At 62.1% G+C, this 24,534-nt stretch carries 26 protein-coding genes; 5 read left to right on the forward strand and 21 right to left on the reverse strand.

Features of this window, described 5'->3' with window-relative positions; genetic code table 11:
• Positions 1-41: 41 nt before the first annotated feature.
• From PU133_RS10055 to PU133_RS10090, 8 genes are all read right to left on the reverse strand, one after another.
• Positions 42-611: an SH3 domain-containing protein gene (locus PU133_RS10055; protein ID WP_205665458.1), complete on the reverse strand. Its 570-nt coding sequence runs from the start codon at positions 609-611 to the stop codon at positions 42-44.
• 283 nt (positions 612-894) lie between these two features.
• A complete protein-coding gene (locus tag PU133_RS10060; protein ID WP_404861620.1) occupies positions 895-1,719 on the reverse strand; it encodes a DUF4435 domain-containing protein in 825 nt (274 codons plus the stop codon).
• Positions 1,716-2,987, reverse strand: a complete 1,272-nt coding sequence (locus PU133_RS10065) for an AAA family ATPase (RefSeq protein WP_404861621.1) — start codon at positions 2,985-2,987, stop codon at positions 1,716-1,718. Before PU133_RS10065 ends, PU133_RS10060 begins: the two co-directional genes overlap by 4 nt.
• 759 nt (positions 2,988-3,746) lie before the next feature.
• A complete protein-coding gene (locus PU133_RS10070; RefSeq protein WP_404861622.1) occupies positions 3,747-4,796 on the reverse strand; it encodes a sensor histidine kinase in 1,050 nt (349 codons plus the stop codon).
• 18 nt (positions 4,797-4,814) lie between these two features.
• Positions 4,815-6,320 (reverse strand): ATPase domain-containing protein, encoded by a 1,506-nt coding sequence (locus PU133_RS10075; protein WP_404861623.1) that lies wholly within the window; start codon positions 6,318-6,320, stop codon positions 4,815-4,817.
• Between the two features lie 152 nt (positions 6,321-6,472).
• On the reverse strand, positions 6,473-7,378 hold the full coding sequence (locus PU133_RS10080) for a sensor histidine kinase (RefSeq protein ID WP_404861624.1): 906 nt from the start codon (positions 7,376-7,378) through the stop codon (positions 6,473-6,475).
• A 132-nt stretch (positions 7,379-7,510) separates the two neighbouring features.
• Positions 7,511-7,954, reverse strand: coding sequence for a GAF domain-containing protein (locus PU133_RS10085; RefSeq protein ID WP_404861625.1), 444 nt, complete (start codon positions 7,952-7,954; stop codon positions 7,511-7,513).
• Positions 7,955-8,110: 156 nt separating this feature from the next.
• Positions 8,111-8,494: an acyl-CoA thioesterase gene (locus PU133_RS10090; protein WP_126010010.1), complete on the reverse strand. Its 384-nt coding sequence runs from the start codon at positions 8,492-8,494 to the stop codon at positions 8,111-8,113.
• Between the two features lie 261 nt (positions 8,495-8,755).
• Here PU133_RS10090 and PU133_RS10095 point away from each other — a divergent pair, with 261 nt between their 5' ends.
• From PU133_RS10095 to dmeF, 4 genes are all read left to right on the forward strand, one after another.
• On the forward strand, positions 8,756-10,150 hold the full coding sequence (locus tag PU133_RS10095; protein ID WP_404861626.1) for an extensin family protein: 1,395 nt from the start codon (positions 8,756-8,758) through the stop codon (positions 10,148-10,150).
• 110 nt (positions 10,151-10,260) lie between these two features.
• Entirely contained in the window at positions 10,261-11,409 is a 1,149-nt protein-coding gene (locus PU133_RS10100) for a diguanylate cyclase (RefSeq protein WP_404861627.1), read from the forward strand.
• An 82-nt stretch (positions 11,410-11,491) separates the two neighbouring features.
• Positions 11,492-11,761, forward strand: a complete 270-nt coding sequence (locus tag PU133_RS10105; protein WP_404861628.1) for a metal/formaldehyde-sensitive transcriptional repressor — start codon at positions 11,492-11,494, stop codon at positions 11,759-11,761.
• Between the two features lie 44 nt (positions 11,762-11,805).
• On the forward strand, positions 11,806-12,771 hold the full coding sequence (gene dmeF, locus PU133_RS10110) for a CDF family Co(II)/Ni(II) efflux transporter DmeF (RefSeq protein WP_404861629.1): 966 nt from the start codon (positions 11,806-11,808) through the stop codon (positions 12,769-12,771).
• Here dmeF and PU133_RS10115 read toward each other — a convergent pair whose 3' ends face one another.
• From PU133_RS10115 to thpD, 12 genes are all read right to left on the reverse strand, one after another.
• Positions 12,772-14,514, reverse strand: a complete 1,743-nt coding sequence (locus PU133_RS10115; RefSeq protein ID WP_404861630.1) for a SulP family inorganic anion transporter — start codon at positions 14,512-14,514, stop codon at positions 12,772-12,774.
• 245 nt (positions 14,515-14,759) lie between these two features.
• Positions 14,760-16,520, reverse strand: a complete 1,761-nt coding sequence (locus PU133_RS10120) for a methyl-accepting chemotaxis protein (RefSeq protein WP_404861631.1) — start codon at positions 16,518-16,520, stop codon at positions 14,760-14,762.
• Positions 16,521-16,670: 150 nt separating this feature from the next.
• Positions 16,671-17,123: a VOC family protein gene (locus tag PU133_RS10125; protein WP_404861632.1), complete on the reverse strand. Its 453-nt coding sequence runs from the start codon at positions 17,121-17,123 to the stop codon at positions 16,671-16,673.
• Positions 17,124-17,264: 141 nt separating this feature from the next.
• Positions 17,265-17,687, reverse strand: coding sequence for a glyoxalase/bleomycin resistance/extradiol dioxygenase family protein (locus tag PU133_RS10130; RefSeq protein ID WP_126010016.1), 423 nt, complete (start codon positions 17,685-17,687; stop codon positions 17,265-17,267).
• A gap of 39 nt (positions 17,688-17,726) precedes the next feature.
• On the reverse strand, positions 17,727-18,080 hold the full coding sequence (locus PU133_RS10135) for a DUF1428 domain-containing protein (RefSeq protein ID WP_404861633.1): 354 nt from the start codon (positions 18,078-18,080) through the stop codon (positions 17,727-17,729).
• 80 nt (positions 18,081-18,160) lie between these two features.
• Positions 18,161-18,619, reverse strand: a complete 459-nt coding sequence (locus tag PU133_RS10140) for an SRPBCC family protein (protein WP_126010018.1) — start codon at positions 18,617-18,619, stop codon at positions 18,161-18,163.
• A gap of 227 nt (positions 18,620-18,846) precedes the next feature.
• Positions 18,847-19,056 carry a cold-shock protein gene (locus tag PU133_RS10145; protein WP_126010019.1) on the reverse strand — a complete coding sequence of 70 codons (210 nt, stop codon included), beginning with the start codon at positions 19,054-19,056 and terminating at the stop codon, positions 18,847-18,849.
• Positions 19,057-19,245: 189 nt separating this feature from the next.
• Entirely contained in the window at positions 19,246-19,491 is a 246-nt protein-coding gene (locus tag PU133_RS10150; protein ID WP_126010020.1) for a hypothetical protein, read from the reverse strand.
• A 76-nt stretch (positions 19,492-19,567) separates the two neighbouring features.
• Positions 19,568-20,863 carry an RNA polymerase sigma factor gene (locus tag PU133_RS10155; RefSeq protein ID WP_404861634.1) on the reverse strand — a complete coding sequence of 432 codons (1,296 nt, stop codon included), beginning with the start codon at positions 20,861-20,863 and terminating at the stop codon, positions 19,568-19,570.
• A complete protein-coding gene (locus PU133_RS10160) occupies positions 20,860-21,243 on the reverse strand; it encodes a YciI family protein (protein WP_126010022.1) in 384 nt (127 codons plus the stop codon). The genes PU133_RS10155 and PU133_RS10160 overlap by 4 nt, the downstream gene beginning before the upstream one ends.
• 164 nt (positions 21,244-21,407) lie before the next feature.
• A complete protein-coding gene (locus tag PU133_RS10165) occupies positions 21,408-21,623 on the reverse strand; it encodes a hypothetical protein (RefSeq protein WP_126010023.1) in 216 nt (71 codons plus the stop codon).
• Positions 21,624-21,738: 115 nt separating this feature from the next.
• The gene (gene thpD / locus PU133_RS10170) at positions 21,739-22,665 is read right to left on the reverse strand and encodes an ectoine hydroxylase (protein WP_404861635.1); all 927 of its coding nucleotides are present in this window, start codon (positions 22,663-22,665) and stop codon (positions 21,739-21,741) included.
• 350 nt (positions 22,666-23,015) lie between these two features.
• Between thpD and PU133_RS10175 the strand changes: the two genes are divergently transcribed.
• Entirely contained in the window at positions 23,016-23,837 is an 822-nt protein-coding gene (locus PU133_RS10175) for a sulfite exporter TauE/SafE family protein (RefSeq protein WP_126010024.1), read from the forward strand.
• On the opposite strand, the gene PU133_RS10180 is transcribed toward PU133_RS10175, so the two are convergent.
• Positions 23,821-24,531 carry a TIGR02281 family clan AA aspartic protease gene (locus tag PU133_RS10180; protein ID WP_404861636.1) on the reverse strand — a complete coding sequence of 237 codons (711 nt, stop codon included), beginning with the start codon at positions 24,529-24,531 and terminating at the stop codon, positions 23,821-23,823. The two genes, PU133_RS10175 and PU133_RS10180, sit on opposite strands and share 17 nt — an antisense overlap.
• Positions 24,532-24,534 lie beyond the last annotated feature (3 nt).

A 24,534-nucleotide genomic window follows, 5' to 3' on the forward strand; every position in this document is an offset into this window, starting at 1 on the left:
CACTTCAGTTTCAGGCGTGGGCCCGATCCGGTCCGACCAAATCAGTCGGTCTGGTAACGGAACGGAGCCTGGCCGCCGCGGGGGATGACGATCTCGCCACGGGCATCGCGGCGATCATCGCGCCAGTCGCGACGGACTTCACGGCGCCATTCACGGCGATCGTCGCGCCAGTCGCGGCGGGCTTCGCGGCGCCAGTCACGGCGATCAGCACGCCAGTCGCGGCGATCGTAGTAGCGGCCCGGACGGCGGTAATCGCGGTCATTGTTGCTGAGCGCGGAGCCGATGACGACGCCGGCGATCAGCGGGATGCCAATGGAGGCGGCGGACGACGAGAAGTTGCCGCCGGCATAGCGGCCTTCCTGCTGGGCGAGGTAGCGGGACGAGGCCCAGCCATCATAGCCCTGATAGTTCACGCGGCACCAGGAATAGCCCGAGGCGCAACCGGCGACATTGACGACGGCGCCGCTCGGCAGGACGCCGACGGACTGATAGCCGGTGCCGGGACCGGCGCGCAGGTTGAGATCGGTGGTGACGAGCGCCGACTGGGCCAGCGCGCTACCGGCGCCCAGCATGCCCACGACGAAGGCGGCTGCTTTCAAAAAGGTTTTCATGACGTACCTCACTGCTTTTTCTTGACGTGCAGTTATCGTTGATTTCGGCTCTCAAACGGTCGCAAGCGACAGATAGTTCCCGAAAACGCCGCCGATCACGCGGGCGTGACCGTTGAGACCTTGAGGAATTGTTAACGGAAGGGACGTGAATGGGGGCTGAATGGGGTGAGTGTCATCGCACAGGACAAGAGACTTGTGGATTGAGAACCGCATTCACCCAATCGCGGTAGAATGCGTTGATCGCCGCCATCGATACAATCGGTGCGGACAAAAGCTGGAAGGGTCACAGATCCGCCAGCTGCGCCTCCATGTAATCTCGCGTCGCGGGCCTAACAAGCGTGTTATAGTGGCTCAGCAAATGGTTCTTAATTACCCCATTGCTCGCATTCTGGGGTCGCCCGCATCGATTCTCCACAACAGCTCTGCACCAAGTGAGAAATACGAAAAAAATCGAATGTCCGCAGTAATACCGCGGAAACACTTGTCCATGAGGAGCGAAGTCAATACTACCCCTCTCCCCCTTCTTGATCCGCTCACGATATCGTTGTTTGGCTTCCAAAGTTGCGAAAACATAGCCACTCTTTTCGTCCCCTGTCATCAGATCCCGCGGGTTCTTTCTCGACATTAATCCTTCACCTACCGCTGCGAAGGAGACGTCCATCCGCAAAATTGCCTCACCAACCTTTGAAAGGCGGAAAGTGTAGCGCCGAAAAGCGCGTTTGATGAAGTTCTCATCAATAGGCCGTGGTGCGATTAGGCGAGCGACTGCCGCAGCTGCCTCCTCGGTGACGAAATCATTCTCGTAGCTGTAACCATACGTTCGTAACAGTCGGGGATGTATTTGATCGTTTCCTATCAGAGGCCGATAGTCCGCATCCCGGCAGACAAACACATTCTGTATTTCCCCGTGCAAAACGCCTTCCACGATATCCTTCAGATTTTCTATTCCATCTTTCTTTTCGAACCGGACGCGCAGTTGAGGTCGAAATATCGAAAATAACGACTCCCAGTATTGTAGGTCCGTCTTTCCCTCGACGTACGCAATATAGTCAACTTTAAAAAATCGCTTGTAATTTGATATTCCGGCGTTACTTCTTCGAAAACTCACTTTATATTGCCTTCAATGTCGATGATGTCTTTTGTGCTATGACCCACGATATCGGGAGAATGTGTAGCAAAAATAATCTGTACATCGCTGTTTAGCCGCTGGATACTGTTAACAAGCTCAGCTTGCCATCCGACATGGAGGGAGAGCTCGGGCTCGTCGGCAATGAAAACAAAAGGTCTCTTTTCATATAGGAGAACTTCACCCAACATGATAAATAGCTGCTTCTCGCCGGACGACAGTACAGCTGGCGAAAACGTTTTTCCTGACTGTGTAACAATCTGAATTTCGTTTCGGTCAGTTATTCGCGCAGTCTTTCTGGAAAACAGCCTGTTGATAATTTCCACAAACGTATCTCGTTGAGAGAAGATCCTTCTCTTAGATGCTTCCAGACGTCGCCAGTCTAATAGGATGCGATTGATGCGTTGGTTGTCATACAGGACGACAAGGTCATCCGCGTTAATCGTTCCTTGACCTTGGAACCGTTCAGAAGCCGCCCGAAAGCGTTCAAAGTGGCTTGATATAGAGCGGCGAGTTTTCGAACGATCCATCTTAAATTCGTTGAATACCGCTTCTAGTTCCGACTGATCTGTTCCTGCGTCAGGACGTATCCCGGAATTACTGAGGTAGCGTCTATCTGGGAGGCTAATGAGCGATAAAAATATCTTCTCTTGAAATGAATCAGTTTCTCGTTGAGCCTGCGTTTGCAGAGAGGAAAAATACGTAGCAAAGTCTTTTGTGACTTGCGAAAGTTTAGCATCTATCGATGGAAGCATTCGTTCGTCTGAGACGTCACGTAATGCTGAGTAGTGCGACCTCCAAATAGGAAGCCAAGACAAATTTATGAGTTCGCCAAGTTGCTGTTGTAACCCGAGATGCTGAGCCTCGTTCCGTGGGGTAATACGTCTGCGTCGAGCCATGCGGATATCAGCAAAATCATCGAAATCATATTTCGTAGTTTTTCCTGAGGTGCTGGGTTTTAAATAATATGTGATCTGCGCAAGGTATTCATTGATAAAGTTTTTGGTCAGTCGGATGACGGGCTTCTGGTTCTTGCCTATTGTCTTTAGAACGATATTAATTTCCTCAAAGTCTATTTTGGTGAGGGTCTCAAAATCCATCCTAAGGGCAGCGCTAAGCAGATCAATAAATGTCGTCTTGCCAGACCCATTCACGCCAATTATGAAGTTGCGTGACTGCCGAAATCGCATTTCGATCGTCTTGTCTCCCCAAAATCCCGTAATGGTCACGCGTTCTATTACATTGGCCATCTGCACTGTTCTTTCATGCTGGCAGCGCCAGAAAATGACATAAGACAGTCTCTAAAACTGAGTTTGCGAGTTCCCACACGGCCAAGATGATGGCCTGCCTCCGCTGAGGCATAAAAGTCGATTGCGCAACTGGTTGCAAGTCTACTTCTGGTTCGTAAATGGTGTTTCAATACCAATGGCTAGCGCTGGAGGTTGGTTAGAATTCGGTAACGCCATCGCGAGTTTCAATGAATAACCCGGTTCGGAGAAGTCGCTTTGGAAGTCAGCCTTGCACCGGACGGTGAGGATGCATTTCAGGCGGACAGGGCCTGTGCTCTAAAAAGGTACTCAGATCCGTGTTTTGCCCTCCCGCCCCCAAACCTCACCCCTCACTCCCCAGCGGCATATGCCTGCTTTCGAAGGTCAGGTTGAAGCCGGTCCAGTCGTTGAGGATGTGGGCGCCGGTCGAGACCCAGAGGTTGCGGGTGGCGATATAGGCGAGCGTGAGCCGATGCCGATGAGGGACGGGGCCCAGTGCCAGTCATAGGTGGGCAGGTGGGCTGCGCCGAAGATCAGGGCGGAGACGAGGAGGGCGATGGTAATCGCGGTTTTGCGCCCGAGATGCAGTTTCGCGATGCAGAACCAGAGCGTTGCGAGGAACGGCAGGATGCCGAAGAGTTCTTCGCCCAGCAGTTGCGGGACGGTCGGCGCGAGGCTGATGCGCTGAGAGCGGAAGGGTTCAGAAGGAAGAGCGGACGTTTATCCCATCCCCACACCCCCTCAATACCGCGGCACCAACCTCGATTTCGGCAGCGGCATCGTCAGGTGCAGCGAAAATCCCGTTTCGGCGTAGTCGGTCTGGATTTCGGCGTTGCACTGGACGGTGAGGACGCGTTCCAGGAGGACGGAGCCGAAGCCTTTGCGGGTGGGGGTGGTGGCGGCGGGGCCGCCTGTTTCCTGCCAGCTGAGGGTGAGGTGGCGGTTGTCTTCGGTTTCCTCGATGGACCAGCGGACGTGGATGCCGCCTTCCTCGACGGAGAGGGCGCCGTATTTGACGGCGTTGGTGGCGAGTTCGTGGAAGGCCATGCCGAGGGGGACGGCGATATCGGAGACGAGGTGGGTATCGGGGCCTTCGATGGTGAAGCGGCCGGCCTTGGTGTCGTAGATATCGAGTTCCTGGGTGAGGATGCGGCGCAGCGATGCGGTCTGCCAGTAATCCTCGGTGAGCTTTTCGTGGGTGCGCGAGAGCGACACGATGCGGCTCGAGAAGGCGCGGGTGAAGCTTTCGATATCGGTGTGGGAGCGGGCGGTTGCGCCGAGCATAGCCTGGACGTTGGCAAGCGTGTTCTTGACCCGGTGGTGGAGCTCGCGGATCAGGAGTTTCTGGCGCTCATCGGACTTTTCGCGCTCCTCGATATAGGCCTTGACCTGGAGCTGGCGGGTGCGCGCGCGTGCAGCGGAGGCGACGGCGCTTTTGAGCGAGGCCGCGCTGAAGGGGCGCTCCAGTACGATGTGGCCGTGATTGAGGAAGGCGAGGCGCTCATCGAGCTCCTGGCCGCGCGAGCCGAGGATGATGACGGGAAAATCGGACCAGGGCGGCTGGCTTTCGATCCATGCGGCAAGCTGGCTGCGCTCGCCTTCGAGCAGGGCTTCCTCGGTGATGACGAGGCAGAGCGCATCGGGCAGGGCAGGCGGCAGGAGGGCGAGGATTTCGGGCAAGTCAGTGCAGGAAACGGGATCGAAGCCGGCATCGCGGATGAGGCCCGACGCGATCGCGCCATCGCGGCCGAAGGGCGTGCAGACGATGATGCGGGCAGGTTCAGCCGACACGCTTTCAGGTTTCCGGTTTCAAGACTCTGGCTGTGACTGGCGCATCAGCGAGGCCCGATCGCCTTCGAAGCGTGGGGTGCCGGAGAGCACGCCGGAAAACTGCGAGAGCGGCTCGCCGACCGATAGTCCATCCGACGACAGGGTGAATTCACGGATCGCATCCTCATGGGGCCCGGTGCGCTTCTTCACCACCGAGACGGCGCGGCGGATCCGGCCTTCGGCTTCGAAGTAACGCAGCAACATCACCGAATCGGACAGATAGGTGAGATCGACCGGCGTATTCATATGGCCGATCAGCCCGTGATTGGCGAGCAGAAGAAGCGTGACGATGCCCTGCTGGTTCAGATAGGTGAGGATTTCGTGCATCTGCAGGAGCAGCTGCTGCTCCTCGGGCAGGGAATTGAGGTAGCCGGTGAGGCTGTCGATGATGACCATCTTGACGCCCGACGCCTCGACGGCCTGCTGCAGGCGGCCCGTGATCTCGCCCGGCGACAGCTCCGCCGGATCGACCTGATCGAGCGTGAGCAGACCGCTTTCGAGGAAGGGGGCGAGGTCCATGCCCAACCCTTCGGCGCGGGCGAGAATGATGCGCCTGGTTTCCTCAAAGGTGACGAGGTAGACGGGCTCGCCGCGCTTCAGCGCCGCATAGGCATAGCGCGCCGAGATCGACGACTTGCCGGTGCCGGACGGGCCCATGAGCAGCGTGCTGGTGCCGCGCGGCAGGCCACCCTTGAAGAGATCGTCGAGGCCGGTGCCGCTTTGCGCATCCGCGCCGAATTCGACCTGGGCGTGATCGGCAGCGGTGAGGCGCGGGAAGATCGTGACGCCGCCCGGCCGGATGACCATGTCGTGGAAGCCGCCGCGGATCTGCACGCCGCGCATCTTGATCAGCCGCGCGCGCCGCCGTTCCGCGCCATAGGCGGGGACGTAATGTTCCAGCCGCAGGACGCCGTGGCAGACGGAGTGGAGGTTGAGATCGTCTTGCTCGCCGGTGAGATCGTCGAGGAAGAGCGTGGTGATGTCGTTCAGGAGCACGAAGCTCTTCAGCGCGAGAACCTGGCGGCGATAGCGCAGCGAGCCCTGCGACAGGATGCGGATTTCCGACAGGCTGTCGAAGACGAGCCGGGTGGGCTTGTGCTTCTCGATGGCGGCGAGCGCCATTTCCAGCGTCTCGCCGAGCTCGAGCTCGGAGGAGTGGAGCATCGACTGGTACTTGGACTTGTCGAGGCTGAGTTCGGGCGGGACGAGCTCGTAGATCTCCAGCCCATCGAGCGACCAGCCATGGCGGCGCGCGACAGAGATGAGCTCGCGCCGGCTTTCCGACAGCGTGATGTAGAGGCAGGTCTCGCCGCGGCGCACGCCATCGAGCAGGAACTGCAGCCCGACCGTGGTCTTGCCGCTGCCCGGCCGCCCCTCGACCAGATGCGCCCGACCCTTGGCGAAACCGCCCCGCATCAGATGGTTCAACCCCGGCACGCCGGAATCGATGGGCGCCGCATCGTCCATAACAACCTGATTTTCCATGGACGGCTCCTGAACTGAGGGGGAAGGGAGCTGCTGTGTAGGCCGATGAGCGGGGGTGTCTTTAAGATAGGTTATATGGGGGTAGCACTGCCAATCGGCGAAACGGCTGCAAGGACGTTTCGCGTTGGGCGACTCTTCGACACGGGGCGCCTTCAGCCTGCGTCGAAAGGCTCGGCGCTTGCGGTTTGCGTTATGCCGCGCAGAACATACTCCACGCCCTCAGGCAGATAAGCAGTCTCTCCCGAGCCTTTGAAGTATCTGGGGACGATCCGGTCGGTCAGTTTCGAGCCGAACCCCGAGCGCAGCGGTGGTGAAACACGCGGGCCGTTGCGTTCCTTCCAACGAAATTCGAACGTGCGATCCTGTCCGACATTCCAATCAATCGATATTTCTCCCTCGTCCGATCCAAGCGCGCCATATTTCGCCGCGTTCGTGGACAGCTCATAGATCGCCAGCGAAAGACCGACGGCCTGCTCGGCTGAAATCGCGATCGAAGGTCCTTGGACCGTCAATCTGCGTTCATCGTCGATATGAGGCGCAATGGCCTCGCGAACGACCTCTGCGAAGTCGGTATCTCCCTCCTGCCGGGTGATCAGTGTCTGGGTTCTCGACATTGCCTCGATACGCGAGGCGATGATCTCGCTTGCCTTTTCCAAGCTCGGTGCATTGCGCAAGCTTGCTGTCACCACTGCACTCACCACCGCCATGGTGTTCTTCACGCGATGCATCATTTCCTGATGCAGGAACCGTTGCTGCTCTTCGTTCAGCTGGCGTTGCGTCACATCGGTGAACAGAGAAGCGACGCGGTCGCCCTCCAGGCGTCGAATTCGATTCTCGAACCAGTTTTCATGTATCGCTTTGGCGCTGACGCTCAGCAGAGGCTCCCCGGTGTCAAGCACCCTTCGGACAGCGGGCAGCATCTCTTCGCAAAGCTCCGGCATGAGGTCGCCAAGGCAGTGTCCCAAGACAGCGTTTGCGTCGAGCCCGAGCAGCCGCTCGAAGGCCGGGTTCACTTCTTCGAAGCGAATGTCCGCAACGTCTCCGGCGGCATCGCGCACTGCCTCGGCGATGTAATAGCCCTCCTGCATGTCCTCGAAAAGCCGCCGGTATTTGAGTTCCGAGACCCCGACCGATATTTCGCGCTCCACCACAAGCGCCAGGCTTTGCAGCACCTTCCGGTCATGCTCGGTTCATTGATGTGGTGCCGTATCGATGGCTGCGAGCGCCCCCACCAGTTCGCCGGTTGGCAACGCGATCGGCACGCCAAGATAGGCCCGCACACCAAGATCTGCGATCGCATGATTGCTGTTTACAAGCTCGTGCAGGTCGGCATCGTTCACCTCGAGTATCGCCGCCCGATCCACCACATGTTGGCAAAAAGAGTGGGTCAGCGGCGTCTCGCCCACGCTGTCCCAAGGCGCAGGTAAACCACAATGGCCGGCGAACACCTGACGGTCCTCATCGACAATGGAAATGATGGCAACCGGCACCTGTAACGCGACACGCACATGCTCGGTCAGGTGATGAAACTGTTCGCGACCGGAACTGTCGAGCAGTCCGGATCGTCTAATCGCCGATACTCTGTCGGACAGCTTTTGCGGCATGCTCAGGAAACCAGCTTTCGACTGGTCCATACGCCAGCTTGGGTTAGATATACGATGGAAGTGAACCTACAACAGATTCGAACTTAAATCTGCGCCTTAGCCTTAAGCGATCACAGCTATTGCCTGCAGGGCGAAGGCGGCCACGGCTGCTGCCGGCGGTCTCCGGCTCAATATCCTCCTCACCCTTCACCCCGGGACCGGCGTCGGCTTGCCGTTGCCGTCCAGCGCGACCATGACGAAGGTGGCGTTGGTGACCTTGTCCATCTGGTCGGAGAGGTAGCGTTGGGCCCAGGCTTCGACGGTGAGGGTGATGGAGGTGCGGCCGACCTTGGCGATGTCGGTGTAGATGCAGAGCGTGTCGCCGATCTTAACCGGCATGGCAAAGGCCATTTCGTTGACGGCTGCGGTGACGACGCGGCCTTTCGCGCGTTCTGCGGCGCGTATGCCGGAGGCGAGGTCCATCTGGGCCATGACCCATCCACCGAAGATATCGCCCGCGGCGTTGAGGTCGGCGGGCATGGCAAGGGTTCTGAGCGTCAGTTCGCCGGTCGGTCTCGGGGCTTCGTTCATGCGGGGTCCTTCAGGGATTTGCCGGAGCGATTTCGATTGTCTTCGAGATCGTTCGCTTGGCTCCGGGGTTTGGCTTTGCACGTGTCAGAATAGTGAACCGGTCGCCGCTTCACCTGGCAATGCTTCGGCGGGTCTGCCGCTTGGTGCGTCTTCCCGTTTAACGAGCGGGGGCGGGCGGCGGCAAGCGTTCAGTCCTCATTTACCATGATCGCTTAAGGTGGCTCTCCAAGGGACCGGTACGCTACCTGGAGACGCATGTTCATGGCCATCGACGGAGCGGACGACGCGGACGGCGGCGACAACGGTCTTGCTGCGCAACAGCGCCGGAGCGCGAGGGCTGGTTTGGTCGCAGGACCGGGCAGGATCGCCGGTCTTGGACGGCTTCTCGCCGGCGGGTTTGCGGCGGTGCTTCTCGTTTCGTGCTCGGCCTCGAGCGTGCTTGCGCCGCCTGAGGCGATTTCCACCAGTTCGATCGCACCTCAGCCGCCTGCGGCTCTTGGCGGACAACAGGCGACCTATGGCGCGCCGCCCGCGCAAGGGTTGCCGGCCTATGAGAGCCTTGCGCAAGGAGCAGTTGGAGGAGCGGGGGCCGGTGCCTCGTCCGGCGCTGGTGTGGCTGGCGTGAGCGGGCCTGGCGCCGATCTCGGCTATGGGTCGGGTCTTGCGGTGCTGCAGCGCGGCCAGCCGCTGCCTGTCGACGATGCAGCGCTTGCGCAGATGCAGGGACGGCCCGTGCCGGACGGGTGGCAGCCCGGTTATGTTCCATCCGACCAGCCGCAGATCCTCGGCACGCTCGGGCCGAATGGCGAGGCGCGGCTTGCGGGCCAGCCGACGCCGATGGCGTCTGTCGCGCCCCAGCCTTCGATGATGCCGCCTGCGGCTGCGCCGGTGCAGATGCAGCCTTCGGCGCCGATCGCCGCAGCACCTCCGGTCTCGGCGCCGGTTTTGGCCCCGGTTGCCGTTGTTGCGCCGCCGGTCGCTGCCGCACCGCCCGTTGCTGCTGCACCAGTCGTGCAACAGGCGCCAGAGCCGCAGCGGGTCGCAGGTCTCTTTCCGCGTGCGCTCAATCCGTTTGCCCGCTCGCAGGCGCCGCAGAGCAATCTTCCGGCGGCGGAAGCCGCGTGCCGGCAGCGGCTGGAGCGGCTTGGCGTGCAGTTCACCAACAAGCCGGCCGTCGGCAATGGCGGGTCCTGCGGGATTGCCCATCCCGTGGAGGTTTCGGCGCTTTCGGGCGGGGTAAAGGTGCGGCCCGCGACGTTGCTCAACTGCCAGATGGCGGAGGCATTCGCGACCTGGGTGAAGAATGAGCTCGCGCCTTCGACGCGCAAGCGCTACCTGTCCGGCATCGACACGGTCGGCTCCATGGGCGGCTATTCCTGCCGGACGATGAATTCGCGGCGCGGCGCGCCAATGTCGGAGCATTCCAAGGGCAACGCGATCGATGTCGGCTCGATCAAGCTGAATTCGGGCCGGGTGATCGATGTGAGCGCCAAGGGCTTCTTCGCGTTTCGCGAGCGCGGGCTTTTGAATTCCGTGCGCGACGACGGCTGCAAGTATTTCAACACGATCCTGGGTCCCGGGTCGGACGCCAACCACGCCGACCATTTCCATTTCGACCTTCGGGCGCGGCGCAACGGCTATCGCCATTGCGACTGAGTGCCAAGGCTTGCCGCACGCAGTGCATGTTCCGGTAAGCGGTTGTTAGCGCTCCCCATGCCATGGTGCGGGTTAGAGGGTAGGGGCCTGTGTTGACGGCAAAGTTTGAAATGGACGCGGATCTAAAGCTGCAGCTGGATGCGCTCTACAAGGCGGCGCCGGCTTCGGTGATGTCGATCGTGGGCGGGCTGGTCGCGCTGTCGATCTATTGGGAGCAGGGCATTCCGGCCGGACTGATCGCCTGGTTCGTGGTGGTCGCCGGGGTGGCGGTCGTGCATTTGATCAGCGCGGGCTTGCGCCACTACGGCCTGCCGCGCGGCTTCACCACGCGTCACTGGGCGCGCCTGGTGTGCGGTATCTACGGCACATCCGGTGTGGCGTGGGGTGTGGGCGCAGCTCTCATGATCCTTGAGGGCAATGCCGCGCAGGCACTCGTCGTCTGCTGCCTGATCACCGGCGCGGTGACGGTGACCTTCCCGGCTGCGGTCTACCAGCGGGCCTATAATCTCTTTCAGTTTCCGGCGCTGTTGCTCACCTGCGCCGGCCTGTTCGCGAGCGGGGTGCCCTATAGCAACGCCCTCGCCATTGCCGGCGTGCTTTTGTGCGGGACGCTGGCGGCGATGGCGCGCGGGCTCGGCACGCAGCTGACGCTGGCGCTGAAGCTTTCGCGGGAAAATTCGCGGCTCGTCGCCGATCTGCAGGAGCGCAAGGCGGCGCTGGAGGCGGCAAACCGCGACCTGGAGATCCAGACGGAGACGGACCCGATGACGGGGCTCGGCAACCGGCGGCGGCTGATGCGGGTGCTGCGCGCCTCGTCCGGCGCGCTCGGCGTTCTGCTGATCGATGTCGATCACTTCAAGAGCTACAACGACACTTTCGGCCATGCCGAGGGTGATACCTGCCTGAGGCGGATCGCCGACGCGCTGAGCCGGTCGACGATCGCCGGCGTTACGCTGGTTGCGCGCTATGGCGGCGAGGAATTTGCGATCGTCGTCGATGCGCGCGACCATCACCATGTGCGGGCGGTGGCGGAAGCCATGCGCAAGACGGTCGAGGCGCTGCACGACGAGGGCGGAAGTGCGCTGCGCCGGGCGGTGACGATCAGCGTTGGCGTGGCGCTGCGCGAGGCCAGCGAGGACAAGACCATCACGCAGCTGATCACCGAGGCGGACGAGCGGCTCTATGAGGCCAAGCGGGCGGGCCGCAACCGCGTGCATGACGGGCGGGAGCCGCGCGCGAAACGGGCAGCGGTCGCTTAAGACATCGAAGTCCTGATGTGGCCTCTTTCACCTTGTCACGCCATATAGTATAGTCCCCTAGGTTATTTGCGACGGAGCGACAATGCACACGCAGAAGCACAAGGACAGGCTGATCGGCCGGGTGCGGCGGCTCAAGGGCCAGCTGGAGGGCGTGGAGCGGGCGCTGCACGGGGAGGCGCCCTGCGGCGAAATCCTGAGGCAGCTCGCCTCGATCCGCGGCGCGATCTCCGGCCTGACGGCGGAAGTGATGGAGCACCATCTGCGCGAGCACGTGCTGGAGGCCGAGACCGAAGCGGACCGGCGCCTGGGCGGCGAAGAGCTGATGGGCGTGCTCAGAACCTATCTGAAATGAAAAGCGACCGCCGCGAGCGACGACGGCGCGCAAACAGGGAGGCCATGATGGCCGGGCAATCGCAACTGGACGGGGACCACGATTACGACCATGGGCACGTGTTTCTCGGCGACAACCACGCGCGCAACGAGAAGCGCGTGTGGCTGGTCATCGCGCTGACGGCATCAATGATGGTGATCGAGATCGTCGGCGGCGCGATCTATGGCTCGATGGCGCTGATGGCCGATGGCTGGCACATGGCGACGCATGCTGCGGCGCTGATGATTTCGGCCGTCGCCTATCTTTATGCCAGGCGCCATGCGCGCGACCGCCGCTTCACCTTCGGCACAGGCAAGCTTGGCGATCTGGCGGGGTTTGCCAGTGCCGTCGTGCTCGGGATCGTGGCGCTTCTCATCGGCTGGGAAAGCCTGCTGCGGCTCGCCAATCCGGTGCCGATCAGTTTCAACCAGGCGATCCTCGTCGCGGTGATCGGGCTTGCGGTCAATTTGATCAGCGCATGGCTTTTGCGGGAAGATCACGGGCATCATCATCACCATGGACATTCCCACGGCCATGATCATGACCACGGGCATGGCCATGTGCATGGGCAGGACAACAATCTGCGGGCGGCCTATCTGCATGTGCTCGCCGACGCGCTGACGTCGGTTCTCGCAATCGTGGCGCTGGTGGTCGGCAGCTTCAATGGCTGGGTCTGGGCCGATCCGCTGATGGGCGTCGTCGGTGCGCTGGTGATCGCGCGCTGGTCGATCGGGCTCATGCGGCAATCGGGCGGTGTGCTGCTCGATGCGGTGCCGGAAGACGGTCAGCTCGCGGGCGCCATCCGCTCTGCGCTTTCGGGTGAGGGTGGAACGATTACCGACCTGCATGTGTGGCAGGTGGGGCCGGGACACCACGCGGCGATCATCGCGCTTGCCTCGCCCCAGCCTATGGCGCCCTCGCACTACAAGGCGCTGCTGGCCGATATCCGGCAGCTGTCGCATGTGACGGTGGAAGTGCAGCCGGCGCGCTGATCACTGCGCGGCTGATGCGCCGTCGTCCGTGGGGTCTGCGGATCTGAGGCGGCGGAGCGCGCTGTCGACCGTGCGGTCAAAGCGCACAACCGGTGGCGCCACGCCATGGGCGAAGAGCTCGCGCCGCAGCGGGCCGGTCGTGCCGGTGATGACGACGCGGCCGCCGCGCCGCTTCTTGCTGCGCGCGATGGAGGCGATCATCTCGCCAGCGGTGGAATCGATCATCGGGACGGCGGAGAGATCGAGCACCAGCACCGGTGCCGACGTCGCGACGCGATCGAGCAGGCTGCCGATGGAGGCGGCCGCGCCGAAGAAGAGCGCGCCCGAGACACGGTAAACGATCACGTCGCCCTGCTGGGTGAGGCGGTCCTCGTCCGGTCCGGCGGAGCCGTCGGGTTCGTCTTCGGCTACGAGCGGCTCAGCAAAGGTTGCCGTCGACATGCGTTGGATGAAGATGAGCGCACCGAGCGCAAAGCCGACGACGATCGCCTCGGTGAGATCGCGGAAGATGGTGAGCAGGAAGGTGACGAGAAGCACCGCCGCATCGCCCCAGGATGCGCGCAGAAGCGTGGCGAAGGCGTGCTTTTCCACCATGGACCAGGCGACGACGGCAAGCACGCCGGCGAGGCTGGCGAGCGGGATATAGCTCGCGAGCGGTGCGGCGAGCATCATGAAGCCGAGCAGGAAGATGGCGTGCAGCATGCCAGACACCGGCCCGACCGCGCCGGCGCGCACATTGGTGGCGGTGCGTGCGATGGTGCCGGTGACGCAGAAGCCGCCGAAGAGCGACGAGCCGATATTGGCGACCCCTTGCGCCACGAGTTCGCAATTGGAGCGGTGGCGCCGGCCGGTCATGCCATCAGCCACGACCGCGGAAAGCAGCGACTCGATCGCGCCGAGCAGCGTGAAGGCGATCGCGCTCGGCAGGACGGCGATGACGAGATCGAGATCGAAGGACGGCAGCGAAGGCGCCGGCAGGCCGGACGGGATGCCGCCGAAGGCGGTGCCGATCGTCGCCACCGGCAGGCCGGCAAGGGCTGCGACGAGCGTGGTGAGGACGACCGCGATCAGCAGTCCCGGCCAATGCGGTTTCAGCTTGCGGACGGCGACGACGATGCCGATGGCGGCCAGGGCAAGGGCGGCCGTGACGGGGCTTACCGTCGGCAAAGCGGCGAAGATCACCGGCAGCTTTTCGATGAGCGGTCCGGGCTCGGGCGAACCGAGGGTCAGGCCGAACAGCGGGGTCAACTGGCTGGCGAAGATGATGACGGCGATGCCGGCGGTGAAGCCGACCGTCACGGGATAGGGAATGAACTTGATGTAGGTGCCGAGCCTGAGGAAGCCGATCGCCGCAAGCATGAGGCCCGACAGGAAGGTCGCGAGGATGAGGCCGCCCATGCCATGGGCCTGGATGGTGGCGGCGACGAGCACGATGAACGCCCCGGCCGGCCCGCCGATCTGGTGGCGGCTGCCGCCGAGCAGCGAGACGAGAAAGCCGCCGACGATGGCCGTGATCAGGCCCTGCGCAGGCGTTGCGCCCGACGCGATCGCGATCGCCATGGAGAGCGGGAGGGCGACGATAGCGACGGTCAGGCCGGCCACCGCATCTGCCCTGAAATGCGAAAGCCGGTAGCCTTCCTCCAGCACCGTGACAAGCTTCGGCTTGAACAGCTCGGAAAAGCGCGCCTTTTCGGATTGCGCACGCGGATCGCGAGGGCGCGACGACTTTACCGGAGCATGCATGGCCAGCGATCAACCTCCCTCTCACACGGGAGACCCGATTTCAGCGACTCGATCGTCAAGCGCAGTTCCCCCAGGCCAATTTAGCCCGTGTTTGGTTGGAAAACGCGGAAAAAGGTGACGGGTGCTGCCAAAGTAGCGGTGGGGCGGTTCGTAAGATCGATGCGGCGGGTGCGTAGCGCAAGTTCGTCGGGGTTTGTAGGTTCGGCCGGCGGCGTCGATTCTACGGCGTAGAAGCGCCGGCCGCTTCAGGCTGAATTCCGCAGCGCGGCTTGGCGGTTGCCGGCGGCGTTGGGAGGTGTGTCGGGGCGGGCGTGGGAACCGGTGCCGGTATGGGCGGTGGCGGTGGGGCGAGAACTGGAGGTCGGAGTTTCGCTGATTTCGAAGCCGGCGACGAGGTCGAAGAGGGTGGCGGCCTCTTCGGACAGGCGGGCGGTGGCGCTCGATGTCTCGACGAACATCTGGGCGTTCTGCTGTGTCGTTTGGTCCATCATGTTGACGGCGCTGTTGATCTGCTTGAGGCCGATCGCCTGCTGCCTTGAGGCTTCGGCGATGGCCTGGAGGTCGCGGTCGACGTCGACGACGCGATCGACGATGGCGCCGAGCTCCTCGCCGGTGTTTTCGACGAGCGTGACGCCGCGCCCGATCAGATCGTTCGAGCCGTGGATGAGGACCTTGATCTCTTTGGCGGCAGTGGCGGATCGCTGGGCGAGTGCACGCACTTCCTGCGCGACGACGGCGAAGCCACGGCCCGCATCGCCCGCCCGTGCGGCCTCGACGCCAGCATTGAGGGCGAGAAGGTTCGTCTGGAACGCGATCTCGTCGATGACGCCGCTGATGCCGGAGATCTCGCTTGCGGAGGTGCGGATCTTGCCCATGGCGTCGATGGCCTGGGTCATCACGGCGACAGACTGCTCGGCGCGTTGCCTCGTTTCGCGCGCCTTGCCGCCGGCGTCGCGGGCGCGTTCGGCGGTATCGGTGACCGTGACGGTGATCTCTTCCAGCGCCGAAGCGGTCTCCTCCACCGAGGCGGCCTGCGCGTCGGTCTGGCTGGCGAGGTGCTGCGATGTCGCGTCGATGGAGCGCGAGGCGGAGGTGATCGCCTCGGCCGCGCTGACAATGGTTTGCAGCGCCGTTCTCAGGGTCGCGGAGGTGTCGTTGAAGTCGATGCGTAGGCGTTCGAGCGCGGGCAGGAACGGCTGATTGAGCGTGGCGGTGAGATCGCCGGCGGACAGCTTTTTCAACGCCGCGGCGAGGCTTTCCACATTGGCGACGCGATCGGTGACGTCTGTCGCGAGCTTGACGATCTTGAAGACCTTGCCGTCGGCATCAAGGATCGGATTGTAGGAGGCCTGGATGAAGACCGGGCGGCCGTTCTTGCCGATGCGGACGAATTCATCGGAGAGGAAGCGACCGGCGGCAAGCTCCGGCCAGAAGCTCCGGTAGGCTTCGGAGCCGACATAGGCGGGCTCGCAGAAGATCGCATGATGGCGCCCGACGATCTCGTCGAGTTCGTAACCCATCGCCTTCAGGAAATTGGCGTTCGCCGTAAGGATCTTGCCGGTCGGCGTGAATTCGATGACGGCCTGGGCGCGCGACAGCGCCTCGAGCTTGCCGCGGTCTTCGGCTGCCTGCAGCGCCTGCGCGGTGACATCGATGGCGAATTTCACGACCTTATAGGGTTTGCCACCGCGCATCACGGGGTTGTAGGAGGCCGCGATCCAGACCTCCGATCCATCCTTGCGCAGGCGGCGATATTGCCGTTGGTCATACTGGCCGGAAGCAAGGTGGGCCCAGAACTCGGCGTAGTCCGGGCGTGCCGCCTCGGCGGGATCGACGAAGATGCGGTGGTGACGCCCGACGATCTCGTCGGCGCGATAGCCCATCGTGCGGCAGAAATTGTCGTTGGCCTTCAGAATGGTGCCGTCGAGGCCGAATTCGATGATGGCCTGTGATGCGTTGAGGGCGTCCAGAACGGCGCTCGCATCGCGCGCAAAAAGCTGCAGCATGTCGATCTCTTCATGAGAGGAGAGATGCCGCTGATTCGACGCATTTCCCCATGAAATTTCATGGTGCATCTTCTTGCGTAAATGCGTTTACGCTGCATGAAGAAATCCGTGGTTGCTGCCCCGACGCGCAAATTCTCCTGAGGTGACCGTTTACCCGGCGAAGGCCTTTTCCAGGGCGGCGATGTCGAGCTTGACCATGCCCATGATGGCAGCCTGGACGCGGGCGGATCTTTCACGGTCCGGGTCGTTCATCATCTCGGGCAGGATGGCAGGCACGATCTGCCAGGAGAGGCCGTAGCGGTCCTTCAGCCAGCCGCATTGCTGGATGGTGCCGCCTTCGCCGAGCGCGCTCCAGTAGTGATCGATCTCCGCCTGGTCGCGGCAGGCAACGGAGAGCGAGATCGCCTCGGTGAAGGTGAACATGGGCCCGCCATTGAGGCCCATGAAGTCGCGGCCGGCGAGGCGGAAGGTGGCGATGAAGAGCTTGCCATCGGCATGGCGCGTCGCTTCGAGGATGGCGGTATCGGGGAAGATGCCGCCGTAGAACGCGATCGCTTCCTCCAGTTGATTATCGAACCACAGGCAGGGGGTGATGGTGGGCATGGTGGACGCCTCCGACATCGATCGTCTCAGGATTATCGCAGAAACTCTCCCGCGCGGGCGGGCCGGCCGGCGAGGTGCCGGCGCGACCTCAGAACCATGATCTCATGATATGCCGACTTATTTGCCGGCTTATCGTTCTGTCTATTTCCCGTCCGGCGGACCGACGATGGCCCACATATGGCCGAAGGGGTCCTTCAGCTGGCCGTAAAGATCGCCCCAGAAGGCGACTTCGAACGGCATGACGACGGTGCAGCCGGCATCCACCGCGCGGTCCCACCATTCGCGGGCGTTCATGACCGCGAGCGTCAGCGTTGTGCCCTGCGGCTCGACCCAGGGATAGCCGTATTCGGGCATGGCATCGCCCAGCATGAACTTGCCATCGTTGATCGTGAGTTGGCAGTGCATGACGCGCTTGCCGTCATCCATCAGCATGCGGCTGTCTTCGGTGGCGGCGAAGGCCTTCTTGTAGAATTCGATGGCTGCGCTCGCATCCTTGGATGCGAGATAGGGGACGACGCCAGGGATGGATGCGGTCCATTCCTGCGGCTGGGTTTGATCGGACATGGGTGCTTCCTCCTTCAAGCTGTGTTTGGCACCGGTGGATCAGAATTCGACGAAGCTTTCAAAGCCGCCGAAGATCATGCGCTTGCCGTCAAACGGCATGCTGGCCATGTCCATCCTCATGCGGTCGTCTTCGAACACCTTCTTGTTGATCTCGTCGCGCTTTTCGCGGGACGGATAGGTGATCCAGGCGAAGATCACCGTTTCGTCGTCCTTGGCCTGGACGGCGCGGGGAAACGAGGTGAGCTCGCCATAGGGCACGTCGTCGGCCTTGCATTCGACATAGGACAGCGCGCCGTGCTCCATCCAGATGCGGCCGGCAGTGGTGGCGATCTCCTTGTAGGCGTCGAACTTGTCCTTCGGGACTGCAAGCAGAAATCCGTCGACATAGGGCATTTCAGAGCCTCCTCTTCAACATTTCATTGAGCTCAGGACGTTCGCGATTTCGGGCAGCCGACATGGCCGCTCGAAATTTTTCAGAGCGTGGCGGCGAGCGCAGCCATCTGGTCTGCAGCCTTTCCCCAACCTTCATGAAAGCCCATCTCTTCGTGGGACTTCTTGTCGGCCTCCGTCCAATGGCGCGCGACCGCGGTGTAGCGCGTGCCGCCCGCTTCATCCGCAAAAGTGATGATGCCGGTGAAGAAGGGCTTTTCCGAAGGCGTCCAGGCATCGGTGTAGGCGTCGGTGAAGACGATCTTCTCGTTGGGCACGACTTCGAGATAGATGCCCTGGTTCGGATACTCGTTGCCTTCGGGATCGGCCATGACGATGTGGCTGATGCCGCCCGGGCGCACGTCGACCCTGGCCGAAGCGATCGTCCACGGCGCGGGGACGAACCACTGCTTCAACAGGTCGTCTTCGGTCCAGCAGCGATAGAGTTTCTCGCGCGGCACGTCGATGAAGCGGGTGAGGGTCAGTTCACGGGGCTCAGCCATGGTGCATCTCCAGATGATGTCCGATTTCGTGCAAAGGACGCTGGAGGATGCCACTTCCCGACAGGGGGCGTCCAAAAAATCTGAATTTTTGCGGAAACCGGCGTTGCTTGAGCCTAAAACGCAAAAAAGGCCGGTATGAACCGGCCTTTCATTGCCATTGCCGCATCCTGAGCCAGTACATCCGTGGTCACAGGGAAGGCGATGACAAGCTATTCGAGCTTGCTCGATTAAGCGGCGGCGAGGTTGCCTGCGCTCATCTTGCCGCTCTTGCTGTCGCGAACAACGTCGAAGTGCACTTTCTGGCCTTCGGCGATGGACGACATGCCGGCGCGCTCAACGGCCGAAATGTGAACGAATACGTCTGCGCTGCCATCGTTCGGCTCAATGAAGCCGTAACCCTTGGTGGCGTTGAACCATTTTACAGTACCAGTAGCCATGACGATTACCTTTCAATCGCATAGTAAGAATGCCGATCGACCAAAAGTCGAAAGGCGGTGGATCGATAGGTAAGGGAAAGTCGTCGCATGCGCCGTGGCGCCTAAACAAGTTCGGTTACTCAGATCGATTTGACATAGGTGCGCCTTTGGCGGCCCAATGTCAATGCTATGGCGTTGATAGTCGGGTCCTTATCGGCTGCCTACGCCCTTTCTGGTGGCTTTCTTAGGGGATTTGCGCGCGGGCGCCTTGGGCACTTCGACAGCGGCGGTCTCCGCTTCCATCGCCAGGCGCTGTGCTCTCAGCCGCTCCGTCTTGCGCTCGCGGGCGACGACTTCCTTTTCCATGATGGTGCGGGCTTCGTTGTTGGTCGATGACCACTTGGCCTCGGAGGAAGAGCGCTTTTCCGTGGACGGCGTTTTGAAGGGCTGGGCCAATCGTTTTCCTGACTCTGTCTGAACACAATGAACGCAGTCTGCGTTCTCTAAAGCCCTTATATCAGACATTCGTCGTTTATGACAGGTGGGCTGTTTCACGCGCCGTTTTGGGGGCTTCGCCGAGCTTGTCGAGATGACGCCGGATATGCGCCGCCTCGGCGGGGCTGTTGGCCAGCGAAATGGCGCGGTTGAACGCCTCGACCGCCTCTGCGCGCCGGCCGAGTTCGCTGAGCAGGCCACCACGCAGGCCGTGGAAATAGAAGTAGCCGGACAGCCTTTCAGCGAGCGGATCGATGAGCGCCAGCGCCGCTTCGGGCCCGGCAAGCTTGTTGATCGCTACCGCGCGGTTGAGCGTGACGACGGGGGATGGCTGCACGGCCTCCAGCGTGCGGTAGAGCAGGTCGATCGCCGCCCAATCGGTTTCGCCGGCGGATTTCGCGCGGGCATGGGTGGCGGCAATCGCGGCCTGGAGCTGGTAGGGGCCGGGGCGCGCGTGACGCAGCGCCTTGTCGAGCATGGCGAGGCCTTCGGCGATCATTGCGCCGTTCCACAATGTGCGGTTCTGGTCCTCCAACAGCACAATCTGGCCATCGGCATCGAAGCGGGCCGGGCTGCGGGCGTGCTGCAGGAGCATGAGCGCGAGCAGGCCTGCGATCTCGGGCTCGGCCGGAAAGAGCTTGACCATCAGGCGGGCAAGCCGGATCGCCTCCTCGGCGAAGACGGAGGCGGACCGCTCGGCCTCACGCGTCGTGGCAACGTCGCTGGCGCGGGCGGAGTAGCCTTCGTTGAAGACGAGGTAGAGCATGGCACCGACGGTCGACAGGCGCTCGCCACGCGCCTCGCGGTCCGGCGCCTCGAAGGGAACGCCGGCGCGGGCGATTTTTGCCTTGGCGCGCGTGATGCGCTGTTCCATCGCCGCTTCGGAAACGAGGAAGGCACGCGCGATCTGCGGCACGGTGAGGCCCGAAACGATGCGTAAAGCGAGCGCGATCTGCTGCGTCGTCGGCAGATCGTGATGGCAGCAGACGAAGAGCAGTCGCAGTATGTCGTCGCGATAGGCGCTCTCGTCCAGCTTCTCGGCGATGTCGGTTTCTGCGTCCGAGAGATCGGAAATCTGATCCTCTTCCGGCAGCGGCCGGAGGCGGCTGTCACGACGTACGCCGTCGACGCCGGCATTGCGGCCGACGAAGATCAGCCAGGCGGCGGGATCACGCGGCGGGCCGTTTTTCGGCCAGGATTTTAGCGCCCGCAGGCAGGCTTCCTGGAAAGCCTCCTCGGCCCGGTCGAGATCGCGGAAATAGCGGAGCAGTGCGGCCACCGCCTGCGGGCGGGCGGCGGTCAGTGCTGCCTCGATCCAGGCGGGGTCGTTCATCTCGTCTCAGCCTTCGGTGTTGCCGGTTGATAGAAGCCGACGGGGCGGATCTCGTAGGAACCGCCGCCGGGATTGGCCTCCGCGAGGTCGCGCGCGATCGCGAGCGCATCGTCGAGCGTTTCGCAATCGACGAGGTAGAAGCCCAGGAACTGCTCCTTGGTTTCGGCAAAGGGGCCATCGATGACGAGCGGTTCATCCGCGCCCTTGCGCAGGGTGGTAGCGGCGCTGGTCGGCATGAGGCGGGCGACGGGGCCGAGCCGGCCTTCGTCCTGAAGTTTGCCGGTGATCTTCATCAGACGCGCCATGACGGCATCGTCTTCTTCCTTGCTCCAGGCACCGACGACGTCTTCATGGTTGTAGCACAGGATCGCATAAAGCATGGGTGTGGCCTCGCTTGCTCACAGGACGAAGGAAACAAGCGGTACCCGACAGCAGGCCGGCAAACAATGTTGGACAAATCGAGGGAAGCAACGTCACGGGCTCAAGGCCGCGTCTCTGACCGGGACAAGAGCCCCGGCCTCATTGGTATGCCAAGCGCTGGGTGTCAGGCCGGCTCGGGCTCGTCGATGAGGATCAGCTCCTCGCGGGTGATGTCGATGACGTAGCGCCCTTCCTCGACATGGGTGACCTTGCGGCCATCGTCGAGAATGTAGTGCTTCATGCCAAGCGCCCCGCTCGCCATGAGATCGTGATACTCGTCCACGCGGCGCTCGGTGCCCTTGCCGTCGCGCACCCGGAACGATCCGGTTTTCTTGTCCATGGGACATTGCCTCCCTCTTCCAATCACCGTCTCGGCGAGACGGTTTTCATCAGGCCCGAAGACCCGATCTGTCCATCGGACGCCCCACCGATCGAGGCGTCCGAAGGCCTCGCCGTCAGGCGGCGAGTGGTTTCGCGTTGCGCTCGATCACCTCGACCGTGTCCACATGCTTGCGTGCGCCGACGAATTCCGGGCGCGGCGTGCCTGCAGAGAAGGGGGCGACGAGCTTGTTCGACACGGCGTTGAACACGAAGAACGCGTTGGACCGCGCCATCGGCGAGATGTTGGACGCCGAGCCGTGCATCGTGTTGCAATCGAAGATCAGCAGCGAACCTGCCGGGCCTGTTGGCGTTTCCAGCCCGAAATCGTCATAGAGACGGGTGAGGCTTTCATCGTCCGGCGTGCCGGTTTCCTGAACCTTGAGCGATGACTTGTAGTTGTCCTCGGGGGTTTCGCCGACCGTGCCGACGAAGCGCTTGTGCGAACCGGGCATCAGCATGAGCGGACCATTGTGCGGCTCGTTGTCGGTGAGGAGCAACGACATGGACAAGGCACGCATGCGGGGCATGCCGTCTTCCGCGTGCCAGGTTTCGAAATCGGAATGCCAGTAGAACTCCTTGCCGCGAAAGCCCGGTTTAAAGTTCAGCCGCGACTGGTGGATGTAGACGTCGTCGCCGAGCAGGAAGCGCGCGAGGCCAGCCAGGCGTTCATCGCTGGCGAGGCGATACATGATGGCGCTCTGCCGGTGAAGGGCGAAGATCGAGCGGACATCGCCGGAATTGGGTTCAGTGATCAGGGTTTCGTCTTCGAGCGCATCCTTGGAGGTGCGAAGCCGCTTGGACTCATCAAGAAGGATCTGAAGTTCGTCCGCCTTGAAGAGGCCGGGCAGGAAGAGGAATCCCTTGTCCTCGTAGGATCGATATTCCTCTTGAGTGAGGGGCGCATCCTCGCTCCAGCGCGAATAGATCACTGGGTCCTGACGGTCTCGGATGTCAGGTTCCGTGCCTTTTCGGGTCGGGTAAAGGTCTTGCATCTCTGCCATCGTCCATCTCCTCATTCGTCGTTCGGTTGTTTCACACGTCCGAAACTGGCGTGGCGACCGAAAGAGCGGATCGAAATCCGATAGGGCAAGGCAGTCAGACTTACCGGCGAGCGGCTGGCAGGCCGCGGGATTTCCTCATCATTCCGGCGGCGCAACGCACGCATCGGACACCGGCGGAACATCTGCTTCCGCCTCGTGTTCCAAACTACCTCAAATTTTTTCCGTCTGAAACGTTCGGTGAGGTGCACGACTGGAAGAATGGGGGGCGATCCAAAGACGGGTTTTGCATTTGGCCGCTTTCGCGCTATGGCGATTGCATACAATCTTCAACTCTCGCGAATGCCGGTCCCATGCCCCCCATCGAAGATCTGATCCTTTTCGCGCTGGCGCTCGCCGGTGCCGGTGTCGTTGCCGGTATTCTGGCCGGACTGTTTGGCATCGGCGGCGGGGCGATCCTCGTGCCGGTGTTCTACCAGGTGTTCGCGCTGGTGGGCGTCGATGAGGCGGTGCGGATGCATCTCGCGGTTGGTACGTCGCTCGCGATCATCGTGCCGACATCGCTGCGATCCTATTTTTCGCATCGAAAGCGCGGGGCAGTCGACGATGTGCTTCTGAAGTCCTGGATTACGGCCGTGCCGCTCGGCGCGCTGCTTGCGGCGGCCGTGGCAGCGTTTTCGTCGAGCGAGGCGCTTCGGGCGATCTTTGCGGTGATCGCAGTGCTGGTCGCCTTCCGGATGCTGTTCAACCGGGCATCGTGGCGGCTTGGCGACGACCTGCCGCGCAATCCGTTCAAATATATCGCGGGCGTCGTCATTGGCGTTCTGTCAGGCCTGATGGGCATCGGCGGCGGCGTGCTCAACAACACCTTCATGAGTCTTTACGGGCGACCGATGCACCAGGCGGTGGCGACATCTGCCGGCGTCGGCGTCCTGATTTCGATCCCGGGTCTCATCGGCTACATCATTGCGGGCTGGGGTGCCTCCGGTCTGCCGCCGTTTTCGACCGGCTACATCAACTGGGTGGCGGTTGCCCTGATCATCCCGATCACGTTGCTCGTCGCGCCTGTCGGCGTCGCGCTGGCCCACCGGGCAAGCAAGCGGCAGCTGGAGATCGGTTTCGGGATCTTCCTCTTGATCGTCGCCGCCCGCTTCGCGATCAGTCTCGCAGAATAAGCTCGTCGCGACGCATCTCGAAGGACGAGAGCTCGCCGATGAAATTCATGCCGAGCAGGCTTTGGGACAAGGCGCCATCCTCGGAGACCAGCGCGCGGACATCGCTGCGCACGATCGGGCCAATCGCGACCTCATCCAGCGTAACGATTGCGGCGAGCGCCTGGCCATTGGCGGTGGAGACCGGCTGGCTGTAGCTGAGGTTCTCAGGTTCGAGGCCGAGCTGCTCGGCGTCGTCATAGGCCAGCGCGATCAGCGAGGCGCCTGTGTCGACCATGACCCCCACGGGCTCGCCATTGACGCTGATCTCGGTGGCGAACTGACCGCCCATGGCTTTCTGGATGACGACTTCCCGCGTGCCATCGTCAAGCTGGCGCACGGCCGCCGTGCCTGGCATGAGGCCGGCCTGCAACCGCGTGCCGAGCGATTGGATGTCGTACCGGAAGACGTAGAGCGCGCTGAAGGCGAGGATGATGACCGCCCAGATGACGGCGGCCTTGAGCATCTGGCCGAAGCGGCCGCGGATCAGGAATGCGGACGACAGGACCGTAAGTAGAGCGACGCCGGTGACGAGATTGCCGAACTGATCGTTGTCGAGGCCGAGCGTCTGGCCGGCGCTGTGGTTCCACAGCAGGAGGCCGAGGCCGGTAGCGAGGATGGCCATCGCGACATAAAAGATGACGGGGTTGCGGCGCATGCG

It is taken from the genome of Georhizobium sp. MAB10 (assembly GCF_045012825.1).
Lineage (GTDB): Bacteria > Pseudomonadota > Alphaproteobacteria > Rhizobiales > Rhizobiaceae > Georhizobium > Georhizobium profundi.